The organism is Pseudoalteromonas sp. AWH4_217 (genome assembly GCF_056161105.1).
Genome location: NZ_JBSWYM010000004.1, coordinates 23,552 through 40,221 on the forward strand (window position 1 = coordinate 23,552; position 16,670 = coordinate 40,221).

General features: G+C 46.9%; 13 protein-coding genes. 6 read left to right on the forward strand and 7 right to left on the reverse strand.

Translation table 11 applies throughout. From position 1 onward, the window contains the following. Positions 1-21: 21 nt before the first annotated feature. Complete coding sequence (gene rlmE, locus ACXAH1_RS05285; protein ID WP_138546373.1) at positions 22-651, reverse strand: 23S rRNA (uridine(2552)-2'-O)-methyltransferase RlmE; 630 nt, start codon at positions 649-651, stop codon at positions 22-24. A gap of 83 nt (positions 652-734) precedes the next feature. On the opposite strand from rlmE, the gene yhbY reads away from it, so the two are divergent. Next, the gene (yhbY, locus tag ACXAH1_RS05290; protein ID WP_054017088.1) at positions 735-1,031 is read left to right on the forward strand and encodes a ribosome assembly RNA-binding protein YhbY; all 297 of its coding nucleotides are present in this window, start codon (positions 735-737) and stop codon (positions 1,029-1,031) included. Positions 1,032-1,051: 20 nt separating this feature from the next. Here the strand turns inward: yhbY and ACXAH1_RS05295 are convergent, their stop codons facing one another. Beyond that, entirely contained in the window at positions 1,052-2,212 is a 1,161-nt protein-coding gene (locus ACXAH1_RS05295; protein WP_475195118.1) for a serine hydrolase domain-containing protein, read from the reverse strand. Between the two features lie 180 nt (positions 2,213-2,392). Here ACXAH1_RS05295 and ACXAH1_RS05300 point away from each other — a divergent pair, with 180 nt between their 5' ends. The 4 genes from ACXAH1_RS05300 (at position 2,393) to ACXAH1_RS05315 (ending at position 6,992) form a co-directional block, all read left to right on the forward strand. Further along, on the forward strand, positions 2,393-3,199 hold the full coding sequence (locus tag ACXAH1_RS05300) for a hypothetical protein (RefSeq protein WP_475194495.1): 807 nt from the start codon (positions 2,393-2,395) through the stop codon (positions 3,197-3,199). A gap of 141 nt (positions 3,200-3,340) precedes the next feature. After that, positions 3,341-4,048: a response regulator gene (locus tag ACXAH1_RS05305; protein WP_253049679.1), complete on the forward strand. Its 708-nt coding sequence runs from the start codon at positions 3,341-3,343 to the stop codon at positions 4,046-4,048. 98 nt (positions 4,049-4,146) lie between these two features. Continuing rightward, positions 4,147-5,457, forward strand: coding sequence for a sensor histidine kinase (locus ACXAH1_RS05310; RefSeq protein WP_475194498.1), 1,311 nt, complete (start codon positions 4,147-4,149; stop codon positions 5,455-5,457). 188 nt (positions 5,458-5,645) lie between these two features. After that, positions 5,646-6,992: a sodium-dependent transporter gene (locus ACXAH1_RS05315; protein WP_253049675.1), complete on the forward strand. Its 1,347-nt coding sequence runs from the start codon at positions 5,646-5,648 to the stop codon at positions 6,990-6,992. Between the two features lie 147 nt (positions 6,993-7,139). Here the strand turns inward: ACXAH1_RS05315 and pgl are convergent, their stop codons facing one another. The 3 genes from pgl to pgi all read right to left on the reverse strand — a co-directional run bounded on the left by pgl (position 7,140) and on the right by pgi (position 11,451). Then, entirely contained in the window at positions 7,140-7,850 is a 711-nt protein-coding gene (pgl, locus tag ACXAH1_RS05320; protein WP_475194502.1) for a 6-phosphogluconolactonase, read from the reverse strand. Continuing rightward, positions 7,850-9,322: a glucose-6-phosphate dehydrogenase gene (gene zwf, locus ACXAH1_RS05325; protein ID WP_475194504.1), complete on the reverse strand. Its 1,473-nt coding sequence runs from the start codon at positions 9,320-9,322 to the stop codon at positions 7,850-7,852. The genes pgl and zwf overlap by 1 nt, the downstream gene beginning before the upstream one ends. Before the next feature lie 488 nt (positions 9,323-9,810). Next, positions 9,811-11,451: a glucose-6-phosphate isomerase gene (gene pgi / locus ACXAH1_RS05330; RefSeq protein ID WP_475194505.1), complete on the reverse strand. Its 1,641-nt coding sequence runs from the start codon at positions 11,449-11,451 to the stop codon at positions 9,811-9,813. A gap of 390 nt (positions 11,452-11,841) precedes the next feature. On the opposite strand from pgi, the gene ACXAH1_RS05335 reads away from it, so the two are divergent. After that, positions 11,842-12,876 carry a LacI family DNA-binding transcriptional regulator gene (locus tag ACXAH1_RS05335; protein ID WP_475194508.1) on the forward strand — a complete coding sequence of 345 codons (1,035 nt, stop codon included), beginning with the start codon at positions 11,842-11,844 and terminating at the stop codon, positions 12,874-12,876. 34 nt (positions 12,877-12,910) lie between these two features. Here ACXAH1_RS05335 and ACXAH1_RS05340 read toward each other — a convergent pair whose 3' ends face one another. Continuing rightward, positions 12,911-15,187: an aminotransferase class V-fold PLP-dependent enzyme gene (locus ACXAH1_RS05340; RefSeq protein WP_475194510.1), complete on the reverse strand. Its 2,277-nt coding sequence runs from the start codon at positions 15,185-15,187 to the stop codon at positions 12,911-12,913. 149 nt (positions 15,188-15,336) lie between these two features. After that, complete coding sequence (locus tag ACXAH1_RS05345; protein ID WP_475194511.1) at positions 15,337-16,413, reverse strand: AI-2E family transporter; 1,077 nt, start codon at positions 16,411-16,413, stop codon at positions 15,337-15,339. Between the last annotated feature and the right edge of the window lie 257 nt (positions 16,414-16,670).

Consider the following 16,670-nt stretch of genomic DNA (forward strand, 5'->3'; position numbering starts at 1 on the left):
CTTAAAAGCGTTTCAACTGTACTACAGTTTGTAGCCCGTCGCCACTATATATACTTCACGAGATCGGGGGCGTGACGCTTTGGGCTTGCGGATTTTAACCACTTTAAAGGCATTACGCACGTCCTGTACAAATTGATCAAAGCCTTCGCCCTGAAACACCTTGACGGCAAAAGCGCCGTTAGGCTTAAGTACCTGGTGACACATGTCAAACGCCAGTTCAACCAGATACATGCTGCCCGCTTGATCTATCACGGTGTTACCGCTCATATTAGGCGCCATGTCTGAACATACCACATCTATATTTTTGCCACCAATTCGGTCCAACAACGCGTTCAAGACCGCTTCCTCACGAAAGTCGCCTTGCAGGAATGCTACGCCGGGTAAGGAATCCATTGGCAAAATATCACATGCGATTACTTCGCCGTTATCACCTACTTGCTCTGCAAGATATTGTGACCAACTTCCTGGCGCAGCCCCCAGGTCAACAACATGCATGCCTGGTCTAAACAATTTGTCTTTTTGTTGGATCTCTTCAAGTTTGAACACAGCACGAGAGCGATAGCCCCGCTTTTGTGCCTCATGAACATAAGGATCTTCAACATGTTCTTTTAACCAGCGTTTGGAGCTCGCTGAGTGCTTTTTATTTGCCATATTAACTGCAACTCATTAGTAATATTCTTTAGATGGCGTTAGAATAGCGGTAATTCAAGCCTTAATTAGTAAATTGTACCAATATGACATTATCAAATAAACAGAAGCAGTACCTAAAAGGGTTAGCACACGACCTAAAACCTGTTGTTTTGCTCGGCGGTAACGGGCTGACAGAGGGGGTTCTGTTAGAGATTGAGCAGTGTTTAGACATTCACGAACTCATTAAAGTAAAAGTACCAACCAATGACCGTGAAACCAAACAGCTTATCTTCGATGCCATTGTTCGCGAGACAGGCGCTCACAAAGTTCAGGTGATTGGGCACATCATTGTGCTATATCGCCAAAGCGAAGACAAAAAAATCCAGCTTCCTCGCCAGTAGCAGGCTGCCAGCAGGGCTGACTATTCATTAGCCTGCGTCTCAGCAGTTCTGCTAAATTCAATGGCCTGACGAATAAACTCTGTACTCAGGCCATTGATCACACCGCTTTCTGCATTTAAAAGCAGACTGAACCCTATTCCCAGCTCAGGTAACACCGCCACATCCGTCCGGTATCCCTGCACCCAGCCACTGTGGTAATACATTAAAACACCAGAAAAACTATATATGCGCCACCCCAGACCATAATGGGCTTGTTCAACGTAATTACGCCACACACGTCGGCGCAGCTCACGCTTTGTACGAGTGTAAGGGCGAGACTGAATGGTCAGTGCATCCAATGACAGTACCGAAGGATAGATACCTAATTGTGCCTTTAACCATTGGCTCATATCTGCAGCACTGGCATTCACACCCGCAGCGGGTGCTACTTTGTAGTAATGGGGTTTTAACTTTGCGGTATGCCAGCGCTTTTTGCCCCGAACATGAGGCGCTGCAAAATTATCATCTTTGGTCATATGTGCATGTCCTAAACCCGCATCTTTCATACCCAAAGGCTCAAAGAAAAAATGCTCTAACCAGGACTCGTAACTCAGCTGAGTACTTTGTTTAATCACATCCCCGATGAGACTGAACATGACATTTTGATAACCATAACAAATACCAGGTCTGCAAATATGCTCTACATCGACCAGTTTCGGATAGATTTTGTCATAACTCATCCTGGATTCAATCAGGTTGTCATACGCATTTGGCACCAAACCACTAGAATGGCTCAGCAGGTGGTATAGCTTCGCTTCACCATATGCACTTTTGGTGAAGATAGGCAGGTGCTCGGCAACCGTATCTTCAATGTCGAGCAGGCCCTGCGCAGCCAGTTTGGCGGTCAGGGAACCTGCAAATGTTTTAGACACAGATGCTAAACGAAAACGCGTACTAGCAGTGACTTTTTGCCCTTTTCTGACTTTAGTCAGGCCTATTCCGGCAATATGCTCACCATGCTCGCGGTGCACAATGCTCAATGCCGCGCCCGGTATCGATTTTTCTTTTAGTTTTTGTTTGAGTTGCTTAGAATATGCGTTCACAAATTGCTCCCAGCGCTGCTGCTCGCTGCCTGGGCTAGCCTGAACGACCAAAGTCGTCAGTGCGAATGCAATAACAATAAGATGATGCAGTGACTTCATAATGATCCGATTCATTAACACGCTGCACATAATATCATGAAGTTTGGCACTGCTCACGCGGACAATCCCTGTTGGCGATAGAATTTCTTCTGCTCGGCCACTGAGATAATGCCAACGAATTTGTCGTGTTTTAATGCAGCTAAGTGCTGAACTATAAAACTAAATTTAGAGGTATAAGTCATGCGCTGCTTGCTTTCAATTATCGCCTTGGCCGGACTAACAGGGTGTATTACAACACCGCCAATGGCACCCAAACTGGATGTGCCGGCTAAGCCACTGTTAACCAAATCAGTGTATCAACTGTCGTACAGTACTGAATTAGAGTCTGCACGCATCAAATCCGTTCAACTGCCTGCTCACCCCGTCAAAAGTGGTAACACGGTGTATATCGATACCAGCAAAGTCAGCATGACGGATACATTACGCAAACAAATTATCCAGCTTTTAAAAGACAAGGGCTTGACAGTTGTTGCACAAAAAAGCAGCGACTATCATTTGGTCGTTCAACAGCTTGACTTGTCCTTTGGTAAGGACAAAGTGTATGTATTGAACAAGCCAGAGGATCCACACCCCTACATTGCAGAGCTAGCTCAGACGATTCCGAGTAAGCAGTGTAGCAATATCATTGCTTCATTAAGTATGCGGCTGACGCACAAGTCTTCATCCGATGTTATCTGGTTTGCTAAATCATCTATTAATAGCGCTGGGTATCAGGGCATTCCACTACAGTATACGTTCACAGAAACTGAGAAAGTGGCGAACGAGCACGCAGTCGTATCATTTATTGTGGAACAAAATCAGGAAGAAGCCCGCCGAGCCAGATACAATCAGGCTGTGAAGATCCCACCCTACCGCGTGGAATCGCAAATATCTCCGCTCGTAAAAACGGCGGGTGCCTGTAATAAAACAGAAGTCAGCGCCCTGACCAGTGACATGATGCACCACTTAAGTCGCGGCCTCATAGAAAAGCTTAATGTATTGCTTTAACAAGAGTTCTAAAACAAGAACACACACTTAATTACACTTTTTACGCGATTCGTACTTATAATTGCAGTCAAGAACATAATTAAAGCAAAGTAAACGTAGCCTTGTCAGTAAGTCAGGCAAGCGCAATTAAGGAGAAGTCAAATGGAGCAATACGGCACGATTTTGTTGGTTGAAGATGACGAGTCGCTTGCGCAGTGGGTTGCCGACTACCTGAATAATCAGGGTTATACCACAGAATGTTGTTATCGCGGCGATCAGGTTGTCAGTATGGTCAAACAACACGAGCCGGATCTGGTGTTGCTGGATATCATGTTACCGGGACAGGACGGTATCAGTGTTTGTCGCGAACTGCGCCAGTTTTACAGTAAGCCCATCATTATGCTCACAGCCAAAGACGAAGAAATGGATGAGGTGATTGGTTTAGAAGTTGGTGCCAGTGATTATGTCATCAAGCCTGTTCGCCCCCGCGCGCTACTGGCAAGGATCAAGGCCAACATGCGCGTAGCTCAGGACAGTGATTCTAACTCCGACACCAATGCCGTCATGCTTAATGTCGGAAACCTGCGAATTGATACACAAGCGCGCAAAGTTATTGTGTCCGATCAGGAAGTTAATGTCTCAAGTGCAGAATATCTGTTACTGCATTTTTTAGCCAGCAATGCCGGAGAAGTGGTCTCTCGCGATGCCGTATTTAAGGCCACTAAAGGGCGCGAATATGATGGCCTGGACCGCAGCGTAGATGTCCTTATTTCTGCCCTGCGTAAGAAGTTTGGCGATGATCCTCAGAATCCTGAAAAAATAAAAACAATTTGGGGAAAAGGCTATCTGCTTGTGCCTTCAGCCTGGTAAGTCAAAGGATTTGGTCTCTCGCAGTCCGCGCATTCAAGTGCGGACTTTGCCCCGCTTCGCGCCGTCTGGTGCAGTCGTACCTATCTCTGGAGTAATGGATGAAAAAGCTCTACCTTTATCTTTTGGCTAGCGCCCTTATTTCAATCGTTGTACTGGGCTGGCTACTTGATACCCTGAGCCAACAAGCTGAACCTGCCGAGGATGCCTTCGCCTGGCAGGCAAAGTTGCTATACGGCGTAACCAATCAAAGCGCTTCAATTCCCGAAACTTTGCGACCAGCATATATGGAGCAGGTCAGTAAGGACTTTGACTTACCCATCACATACAGCTCCGGTGATTCACTGGCACTCCCTGTCGAGTTAAAGAATCAGATGATGCAACCAGAAGGGTTGTTGCTAGAAGATGATATGGGCTATTACTTGTTAAAATCGGCCCCTTCACTGGCACCTGACTACCTTGAACTCAGGCTAGAAAAACCACCTGAACAGTACGATTCAGATGTCTTTCTCACCTTAGCGTTTTACGCCGGTATTTGTACCTTCATGTGGGTAATTTTGGCACCACTTGCCAAGCGACTTGCCGTGTTGGTCAGCGCAGCGAAGCAATTTGCCAGCGGCGATTTAAGTGCTCGAATTGAGGTGAATCATTTCACCTATATAAAAGACCTGGAGCTCACCTTTAACCGCATGGCCAATCAAATAGAAAAGCTGCTTGCCGAAAACAAGCTAATGGCCTCCAGTTTATCTCATGACATTCGTACTCCGGTAGCCTGTTTGCGCTTTGGCTTTGACGCGGCTTTAGAGGAAGATGACATTGAACAGGTCCATGCCCTGATGCACAGAATGGAAAAAGATCTCGACCAGATGGAAGACATGTTGGCGAGCTATCTATCTTTTGCCACACTCGAACAAAAATCGCATCTACTCAAGTTCGCGCCCACAGAATTAGACAGCTATATTCGCAATGTCGTTGAGCAAATGACACCTAAACTGAGTAACAAACACATCAATGCGAGTGTTTCGGTCCCGGCACATCTGCAGCTGGATGCCGACCCTCATTGGCTGGCAAGAGCCATCTCCAATTTGCTCAGCAATGCCTGCGATTTTGCCAACAAACAGATTATCGTCAGCGCTCAGCAACTGGATCATCAGATTGAAATACGGGTCGAAGATGATGGACCAGGTATAGAAGAAGAAAACTGGGCTAAGGTATTTAACCCATTTTTTCAAGAACAGGGTCACCGTAATCGTGCTGGTAAAAGCTATGGGCTGGGCTTAGCAATCGTTGCAAAAGTGGTTGACTGGCACCACGGCCAGGCCAGTGTTAGCAGATCCGACCTGCTTGGCGGCGCTAAATTCACACTGACTTTTCCCTGTAAAGCACCGAGAAATACTGTCAAGGCTGACTGACAAGCGCGAGATTTATGCTATAAATCAGCTAGATACTAACCAAACGCGGACACAGTACTGGATTTTTCAGATTACGCTCAGGATTTAAGCAAAAACTTGTGTTAGATCAATGCAATTTAGGCCTTTTTATTTCCTTTTAATTACAGTAGATTGTTGCCGCCGTCTTTAAAAAAGAGAAGTATAACAATATGAGCACTGTGCGCGGAGAGTTCAGCTCTCGCTTCGGATTCATTATGGCTGCAGCAGGCTCTGCTGTTGGCCTGGGAAATATTTGGGGCTTCCCAACTCAAACTGCCAGTAATGGCGGTGCCGCTTTTGTATTAATGTATTTGATCCTGGCGTTTTGTCTGGCTTACCCCGCATTGATGGCCGAACTGGTGATTGGTCGTCACGGCCAGGCAAATGCGGTCTCGTCTTTGCAAAAACTTGGCAATAACCCCATACAAAAAAAATTCGCGTTTTTCGTCGGCTTTGGCGGCATCATTTGTGCCGGACTGATCCTAAGCTTTTACGCCATTGTGGCAGGCTGGATGCTCAGTGCCACCATAGAGCCTGTTGCTAACACAGTTGGCGCCACTGGGGCGGCTCAATGGTTATCAGAGCAATCTCTGGTAAGAGATCTCAGCTTTACCCTAATTTTCGTCGCACTGACTATATCAATCATTAGTAAAGGCGTCGAAAATGGCATTGAGAAATGGTCTAAACGTCTGATGCCTGCCCTGTTGCTTATACTGTTTTCTTTGATTGCGTATGTGCTTACGCAGGAAGGCGCTACCACTGGCTTAAAAGCCTATCTTGTCCCTGATTTCTCTTCTTTACTCGACCCCGGGCTACTTGTCAGTGCACTCGGTCAGGCCTTCTTCTCTCTGTCACTGGGTACCAGTGTTATGATCATTTATGGCTCATATATCAGTAAGCAGGAAAATCTGGTTTCTCTTGGAGCCTATGTCACCTTAATCGATGTCTTTATTGCCTTCGTTGCCGGCTTACTTATTATCCCTGCTATGTATGTGGCACAGGCTCAGGGGGTGGAGATCTTCTCAGCTACAGGCCAGCTTTTATCAGAGGACACGTTAGTATTTCAGGTTCTGCCAGCCTTATTTGAAGGTATGGGCAGTGTTGGCGTATTCGTTGGGTTTGCCTTCTTCGCTCTGATGAGCATCGCAGCGCTCACCAGCTCTATTTCTATGCTCGAAGCTCCAGTGTCTTATGCGGTAGAGAAGTTTGCGCTGGCCAGAACACAAGCGACCTGGATCATTGGCGGCATTATTGCAACCGTGAGCGTGACCATCATCCTCAATTTCTCAGCCCTGTTTGGTCTGGTTGTTAAACTAACAACACAATTCGGCCAGCCATTGCTGGGGATGTTCTGCTGTATTTTCGTTGGCTGGATCTGGCACCGTCAGAAGTTGCTAAGTGAAATTCAGGAAGGTCACCCGGAAGTGGCATCATCCCTGTTCTGGCGGATTTGGCCACTGTACATCAAATTTGTCTGTCCGTTGGCAATCGCACTGGTCTTTATCAATTCTCTGTAATTAGCAGATAAGTCAAAATCAGTGAATTAGAGAGGCAACACAGCCTCTCTTTTTTTGGTCACCTCATCTGACGATTGTTTTGCGGACATGAAAAAGCACGCCCTTGAGCGTGCTTTTTTCAATCATACAATTCTACTGTGTGGCGGGTTAAGGACACCAGAAAACGCTGAGCTTCAGCTGTGGATGGTTTAACACAGCCCGCAATGGAATATCGAGTTCAGAGCCAGGTTGCTTGGCCTCTTCATACACTGCGCGCTTGGCCTCTCCACTGATAAGTAACACGGCATGTTTTGTATGAGCAATACCTGCCAGTGTCAGACTCATACGCTCGGTGATACTACCTGTTACTTCACTTTGTTTAGCATTGATTGCACAAACAAGATCAGACGTTTGTAAAGCCTGTTCAAGCCCTTCTGCGTGAGGGAACAAAGAGGCTGTATGGCCATCCGGACCCATGCCAAGAATGGTAATATCGAAAGGCGCCTTCAGTGCGGCATAGGCTTTTTCACACGTAGCCTGACCAGACTGTGCTGTTGCTTCGCCGTTTTTCATGGTCACAAACTCAGCGGTGCTTGCTTCGTTTTGTAACAAGGTCGCCTTGATAAAGGCTTCGTTAGACTTTTCATGACCTGCATCGACCCAACGTTCATCAACCATAGCCACTGTCACCTTGTCCCATGACAGTGGCAGGTTTGATAAGTGTCTGTAGGCCGGTGCTGGTGACGACCCACCGGACACCAGCATAGTTGCACGACCGTCTGAGTCAATGGCGTCACTGAGTGTACTACTTAAAAGCTCAGCCAGCTTTTCGGTCATTGCCTCTTTGCTATCAAAAAACGATTCGTTCAGCTGCGCCATTATGCTTTTTCTCCTACATTGAACCAGGCATGGTTACTTTCTTCCAGCAATTCATCAGCCGCTTCAGGACCCCATGAGCCCGCACGATAAAGTGAAGGCGTGCCCTTTTCCTGCCAACGCGCGACAATTGGGTCGATCCATTGCCAGGCCTGACGAACTTCATCACGGTGAATAAACAGTGCCGGGTTATTTGCCGCGGCATCCAGCATCAGACGCTTGTACGCATCTGAGTGGAACCCCTTGCTGTACTGCTGACTTAGCTCAATGTTCAAAGTAACCGGTTGCAGCTGCATTTCCAGATTATCAAGACGCTTTGACATCAAAGTCAACTGGATGCTTTCCTCTGGTTGCAGGCGGATCTCAAGGCGGTTTGGCTGAATTGGGCCCACACTCGGATCGTAAACATTGTGAGATACTGGCTTATATTCAACCACGATCTCAGCACAACGCTTTTTCATCCGCTTACCTGTTCTGAGATAAAATGGTACACCAGCCCAGCGCCAGTTATCGATATGTGCCTTAATAGCCACAAACGTTTCTGTCTTACTTGAACCTTCTCCCAACTCTTCAAGGTAACCTGGTACCAATTTACCGTTCAGATCACCCGGTACGTATTGGCCACGTACCACGTTGTCATCAACGTCTTCGCCAACCAAAGGGCGCAGTGCTTCAAGCACCTTGAGCTTTTCGGCACGAATACTATTGGCATTTAGCTTTGATGGAGATTCCATGGCAACGAGGCATAGCAGCTGTAACAAGTGGTTTTGAACCATATCACGCAATGCACCAGCCTTATCATAAAACCCTGCACGACTCTCAAGGCCTACGGTCTCAGAAATACTGATTTGAATGTTGTCAATTGACTTAGCGTCCCAGAGGTTTTCAAACAAAGCGTTCGCAAACCGCAATGCCATCAGGTTCTGTACGGTTTCTTTACCTAAGTAGTGGTCTATACGGAAGATTTGGTTCTCATCAAAAAACTGCGCGATCTTACCGTTAATCTCTTCCGCCGATTTACCACAATATCCAATTGGCTTTTCGACCACGACGCGAGAATTTTCAGTGATCAGGTTTTTCTGCGACAGCAGCTCACAGCAGGTGCCATATACTGCAGGTGGCAAAGATAAATAGAAGACACGAGACTTTTCTTCACCATCAGTGTCCAGGATATCTTTCAGAACATCCCAATTATCGTCTGCCGCTGTCACATTGACAACCACAGGTACTAAGAATTGCGAAAAGGCTTGCCAGTCTTTGCCGTTAAATTCCCCTTCGCTGAGGTGAGATTGTAGTGCCTGCTCTGCCGTGGCGAGGTATTGTTCTCTTTGTTCTTGAGCACGGACGGTAGGCAATACGCGTGAGCCTTCAGGTAAATTACCTTCTTGATACGCACGATACATTGCAGGTAACAACTTTCGTAACGCTAAGTCGCCGCCCCCACCAAAAATTACGATATCAAAAGGATTAAGCATAATTATGTCTCACAAGGTTAGGCGCGTAGCACATCAGTGCATCACACGCTCGTTAGTTAAAACCGTTTTCCAGTCTGACCTTAGACTAGCAAACACTGCTTTCATGCTGGATTTGAATTCGATTGCACAACATGGCGGTACTGCTGATGATACCAGGTTTGTTGTGCCGAAGTTCCGTTGGGATGATAACGTATTGCCGATTTGATACGTCTGTATGTACTTCGTCGTGACGACTACGTCATACATCCCCAATAAGAGTCTGTTCCGTCACTGCTTGTTGGCTCTGTTAAAGCCAGTTTACCCGCTTGCCCATGATAAGTTATGACAAAGCGAATAAATTTGAATAAATGAGCCTTAGGGGCTCTGTAATTCCTCTCACAAAAATACAGGCCCTAAGCACTCCAGCGCTACCCGTTCAAAGGTATTCTTTTCACTCGTGTCCTGGTAGCAATCGGACACCTGACACTGCGTTTAGTTGTCAGTTTTTATTATCTATTCTGTTTATAGTACGCAATCAATCCGGCTGTGGAGCTATCGTGTGCGTGCTCTACCCCGTCTTGCGTAAGTTCGGCCTCAATGGCGCTGGCTAACCCCTTACCCAACTCAACGCCCCACTGATCAAATGAACAAATCTCAAGTATAATGCCTTGGCAGAATATTTTATGTTCATATAACGCAATCAGGCGACCAACCGCTTTGGCATCGACTTCATCCAGGATCATCGACGTTGTTGGTCGGTTTCCTTCGTGAATTTTATGCGGCAGCAGACGCTCAATTTCAGCTTCCGACTTACCTTTTTTCGCCAAGTCTTCGCGCACCTGTTGCTCATTCACACCCGCCATCAGCGCTTCTGTCTGAGCGAAGAAATTGGACAGTAAAATATCGTGGTGTTTATCAACATTGCGCTGTGGTTTTACTGAGGCGATAAAATCAGCAGGTACAATCACGTTCCCCTGATGCAGACACTGATAAAATGCGTGCTGGCCGTTAATGCCCGTCATGCCCCAGATCAGTGGCACGGTTGTGTAAGGTACTGTATGTCCGTCAAAGGTGACATGTTTACCGTTACTTTCCATCTCGCCCTGCTGTAAGTAAGCAGGCAGCATGTGTAACGCCTGATCATAAGGTAAAATGGCTTGCGACTGATAACCCAGAAAGCTGGTATTCCAAACGCTCAACAACGCCATGATCAACGGAATATTCTGCTCAAGTGGCGCATTTTTAAAGTGTTCGTCTACCTCAAAGGCACCTTCTAAAATGGCCTCGAATTTGTCATAGCCCAGGTATAATGCAATGGGTAACCCGATAGCGCTCCATAAAGAGAAACGACCACCCACCCAGTCCCACATAGTGAATACGTTTTCGTCGGCGATACCGAATGCCCGGGTCTTCTCAAGATTCGTACTGACCGCCACAAAATGTTTGGCCACTTCAGTTTCGTCTCGCGCAGCACTCAGGAACCAGGCAACAGCTGAGCGTGCATTCGTCATGGTTTCCGACGTCGTAAACGTCTTTGATGAGATAACAAATAACGTTGTTTCAGGAGACACTTTATCTAATACATGGGCTAACTGTACACCATCGACATTAGACACGTAGTGTACGTTAAGCGTCTCGTCGGCATAAGCGCTAAGCGCTTCAGTGACCATCTGAGGGCCCAGATTAGAGCCGCCGACTCCAATCGCTACCACATCTTTAACCGACTTGCCGGTATAACCACGCCAATCGCCACTACGCACCTTATGGCTGAAAGCTTTGATTTTCTCAAGTTCAGTATTCACCTGCTCCATGACGTTTTCGCCATCGACATAAATCGGTGTATTACCGCGATTACGCAATGCAACGTGCAAAACAGCACGATCTTCGGTGATGTTAATCTTTTCACCCGCAAACAACTTGTCTCGCCACTGAGGCAGATCACATTCCTGTGCTAATTTAATAAGCTGAGCAAATGTGTCTTTGTCGATGAGTTGCTTAGAAAAATCAAACAACAAGCCCGGGATCTGACGAGAAAACAGTTCAAATCTGTTTGGGTCTTGCTCAAACAAAGATTTAAGATGTTGTGTCTTCAGCTGCTCTGATGCTGTTGTTAAAGCCTGCCAACTCTCTAGTTGTGTACGGCAACTCATAAAAATTCCCCTAGTGACGATGCGTTTTCGAAACAATAAAAATTGTAATTATCACAAGTGTTAAACGGTGTATTGCGTTAAACATAAGTCAAAATGACAACGCTGTCAAATAGCTAATATTCAATTTTACATTGCGCATAATACCCGAATTTTGACTTTTTGACACCGGTATCATTAATTTATTTGGTAGATTTTTTGCTGCTAATTTGAGAGCAAATTGGATAGACTAGAAGCATCAAATGATCATTTTATGAAATCAAGGCACGGACTATACCGAGTAAAAAACCCAACTGCGAGTCATCACAAATGCGCAATGATCGCGCTATAAAGTGCGCAGTTAGTCACTTGTACACAATATAGTACCACCTTCTCTCACAGAAGAAAAACAAGATGAAAGTAACCATCAACGATGTAGCAAAACACGCTGGCGTGTCGATGAAAACCGTATCCCGCGTGATCAACAAGGAACCATCGGTACGCAAAAAAACCTATGATCAGGTGATGCAAGCCGTCAAAGAGCTGAATTATCAACCAAATACTGCCGCACGGAATCTGGCGGGTACTTCTTCGTTTGCCATTGGCCTGGTTTATGACAACCCCAATGCCTACTACATCATAGATATGCAAAATGGTGTGTTGTCCCGGTGTAAAGAAGAAGGATATGAACTGGTGATCCACCCTTGCAACGCGCAGCACGAAGATATGCAGGCGGAAATTGCCACCATGATCAAACGTTCGCGCCTTGCCGGACTGGTGCTAACCCCGCCTTTATCTGAGCAACAGCCTATTATTGATATGCTGGATGAACTGGGTGTGAGCTATGTTCGCTTACTATCTGGTCACAACGAGCAGGAAGAAAGTTCAAGAAACTGCATTTATGTCGACGACTTTGCAGCCGCTTATGAGATAACTGAGCATCTGATAACCCTGGGCCACAAACATATTGCCTTTGTCTGTGGTGATGAGGAACACAAATCAACAACTGAGCGGCTGGCAGGGTATAAACAAGCCTTGGCAGATCACCAGATAGCCTTCAACGAAGACTTTATACACAAGGGTACTTATTCTTTCGAATCCGGTGTTAATGGTGCAAAAGCATTACTCAAAGGTGGTAACCCTAATCAGATCACCGCAATTTTAGGCGGTAACGATGAGGTGGCCGCGGGCGCGTTATTTGCTGCGCGTTTGATGAATATCGAGATTCCCGCTCAGCTTTCCATTTCCGGGTTTGAGGACTCTCCTTTCTCACGCCAGACCTGGCCAAAATTAACGACGGCACACCAGGCCAATAACGTGATATCTGAACATGCTGCGCGGCTGTTGTTTTCTAAAACTCGCGGTAGCCGTAATCACGATAAAGACGTCATTACCACATTTACACCAAGTATGGTGGTACGAGAAAGTACCGGCCCGGCTCCTAAGTAAAAGGTTTGCCCCGGCAGGCCGGGGCAAACCTGCATCAATTCAGCGCCAACCCACCTGCCAAATTGGCTACTCTGTCAAAACCGAGTAAAGCAAGCGTGTTCCCTGCTTGCATTGAGCGGTTGCCTGTTCGGCATACAAGCAGATAATGCTGCGATGAATTCAACGCACCATTTCTCAGCACGTCCGTCATTCTGCTCAACGGAATATTCAACACCCGACCAGAGGCCAGATCACCGAACAATTCAGTGATACTACGTCGCGACACATCCGATTCATAAGGTTCGCGACAGTCAATAATTACGCCCTGATGAGATTGCAACCAGTCTTCTGCAGCCGATTTGTTGAGCGACTGAACCGATGGCACTGCCGCGTCCATGAGTGCACCGAGGAAACGCTCTCTGAATGTGGTGGAGTCACGATCAATACCGGCTTTTTGCTCTACAAACTCATCTGTAGAGCATGCTCCATTCAGCAAACGCCCCAGGAGCGGACTGATCTGCACCTGAGCATGCCAGTTAATAGCAAAACACTGCTGATAATCTAATGCGCTACATATCAGACTATTGTCATCAAGTACCTCGTTGAGACGTAGCAAAGTTGCCGCCATTGACATCGCGCGTGAGGTTTCCCCCTGACTATCACCCAATCCCTGAGGTAATAACAGCTTACCAACAAAGCAAGCCGAGACATCTTCACCCTGCATAAGTAAGTAACAGCACTCTTGAGTATCATTATCTGCCAGTGAGAGCTTTTTCAACGCCCCCTGCAACAAGCCGCCGGACTCGCCTTCGGGCCAGCCAAACTCATCTACCGCTCTTTTATCAGTCAGATTATGGGCCAACAGGCTCACGGCATCAGCAGCTTGTTCGCTCAAGTGCGTCTTGAGTATTGCACTACAGCCCAATCCCTGTTTATCAAGCAAGCGCTGCAATCGAGGCACCAGCTCCGGGACTGGATCAACGATTACCGCTTGTTTATCGGTCGTCACATACAGCCAGCAGCAAGCGCCCTGATGACGCAGCTGGGTTAACCCAACTGCACATGCTTCTTGCTCAGGTGCAGTGCTATCCGACACCACCAGGCAATTGTTCTCTAATATTGGCTTGAGACTTTTCAGCGTATCGCATGCACGGCGGATCTGGGCTTCACTGTCAGCAGGCCCAAATGAAAGACGGATGGCATTCTCGCTTTGCCAGTCAGGCGCATTCATCGCATCCAGTACAAAACTTCGACTGGAGCCCGAACTACAAGCAGAGCCACCACTGACTCGAATACCCGCCGCATCCAGCAGGTCAATCACCTCTTTGCTGGTCAGGTGATCTACTGAAAAATTCAGTGTTGTCGGGACCGAGAGCGCAAAATCATGGTGAAAGGTGACTTGTTTAAACGTTGTCTCCACGGCTTCAGCCAGCATACTGCGGTGCTTTTCAAGCTGCGTAACCGGATTAAAGGGCGAATTATCTTTGTCGAGCAACATATCAAACAGCTTACTGAGCGCGGCGATACCCGGGATATTCTCTGTACCAGAACGCATACCTGATTCCTGGCCGCCTCCTGCAATAAAGGGTGTATAGGGACTGCCACTGCGAATATATAAAAACCCAATCCCTTTCGGTGCATAGAGTTTATGTCCTGAAAACGGGGCGTAATCAATCGTAGTTTGAGACAGCTTAAGCGGCAGTTTCCCCAGCGCCTGCACGCAGTCCACCATCCACGCCGTTTGCGTGTTACCTTCACGGATCACCTGCTCCAGACGAGCCAGATCCTGCTTAACTCCTGTTTCGTTATTCGCAGCCATAGTACAGATCATCACGGCTTGCTCGATATGCTCGGCGATAAAGTCCAGATCCAGTAACCCCTTCGAGTCTACCGGGATTTCCAGGATCTGAGCATTCAGGCCAAGTAAGCGGTTCCAGTGTTTTAGGGTATTTGGCACAGCCTTATGTTCTGTCGCGCCGTACATTAGAACGGGGTGTGCATACTGCTTGTTTCTTTGCTGAACGTAATCACTGAGCGCAGAAACAATGGCAGTCTGAATTCCTTCTGTTGCGCCTGAGGTAAAAAGCAATTCACCACTTGTTGCCCCAATCACTTCCCGACCTTTATTCCTGGCCTCTTCCATCAGGTGCTTAGCTTGAACACCCGTAATATGGGCGCTAGAGGGATTGCCAAAACAAACCTGCATGGTATGTACCACGACTTTGGCAATCTCGGGTAATACCGGTGTAGTGGCATTAGCATCGAGGTAGATTAATTGGTCTTGCTCAGACTGGATCACACGGCGCTCCTTTATAACAATATAGAATATCATATTCCATTCTACACAAAAGGTAGAGCAAGCATAATAATCATTTGCTGTATAAATGAAGATCGTTATTCCAAAATGGTACAAGATAACATTCGGGGAGGAGCACAAAAGCAACAGGTGACGCGAATTCGCCACCTGTCAGATGAGAGAGATTAGTCAGCCTCAGAGGCCAGATATTCCTGATGCTGAGTTGACCAGGCATTAAGAAGTGCTTTTACCAGCGAGGCTAAAGGAATTGCAAAGAACACTCCCCAGAACCCCCACAGACCGCCAAAAAATAACACGGCAACTATGATATAGACCGGATTCAGATCAACCGCTTCTGAAAACAGCAAAGGCACCAGTACATTGCCATCTAATGCCTGGATCACGCCGTAGACCACTAGTACAGTCCAGAATTCTGGTGCGACTCCATACTGAAACAGCGCAACCGCAGCAACGGGCAAAGTGACCACCGCAGCCCCAATGAAAGGAATTAAAACCGAGAAACCAACCAAAGTACCGAGTAAAGCTGCATAACGCAGATCCAAAATGGTGAACGCCACAAAGCTGGATAAGCCCACGATGATGATCTCAAAGACTTTGCCCCGAATGTAGTTCATGATTTGATGGTCCATTTCTTCCCAAACCTGATTAATAAGGCGTCTTTCTTTTGGCACCAGTTGCAGCAGTCCTGCCGTTAGCTGGCTCTTATCTTTGAGCATAAAAAACACTAACAGGGGCACCAGTACCAGATAAATCAGCCAGGCCACCACGTCTTTAATCGATGTCAAAGACGCAGAGACCACCTGCTGGCCAAATTCAAATAACTTAGTTTCAACCGTCCCAACCAGGTTTTGCACTTGCTCCGCGGAAATAAGGTTCGGATAAGTATCGGGCAAATGCAACAAATAGTACTTGCCTTCTTCAATCATAGTCGGCGCCTCTTGCACCAGGTTACTGGTTTGTGCCCATAACACCGGTAAAATGCCGAACATCAGCGCCAGCATGACACTCACAAACACCAGCATTACAATATTGGTCGCCATCTGGCGGCTCGGCACAAGCCGTTGCAGACGAGTAACGGGCCAGTCCAACAGGTAGGCTATCACTATCGCCACTAATACAGGGATGATAAAAGTCCCGAAGAAATACAGCAGCGCGGCCATTGCCAGCAACATCAGCAACAGTGTCACTGAGTTAGGATCTGAAAACTTGGCCCGATACCAGGACTTAATGAGTTCAATCATTTACACACTCCACTTGTATAAAAAATGGTTCTGACTGTTGATTATGATGAAATACCATATCTTGACTGTCTAAATAGCGCATTATATCTCGCAGGTCTTGTTCTTTTGAGTAAAAAAATCGCACGGCATCTGCCTTAAGCTTCGCCTGTTTAAGCTGCCACTTAAATTGAACAAAAAGCTGCGGACACCGCAAAGGGCGTAAATCATATTCTATCACTCTGCTAGGGCCTTATTTAATTCTACTTTCAACCTATTAC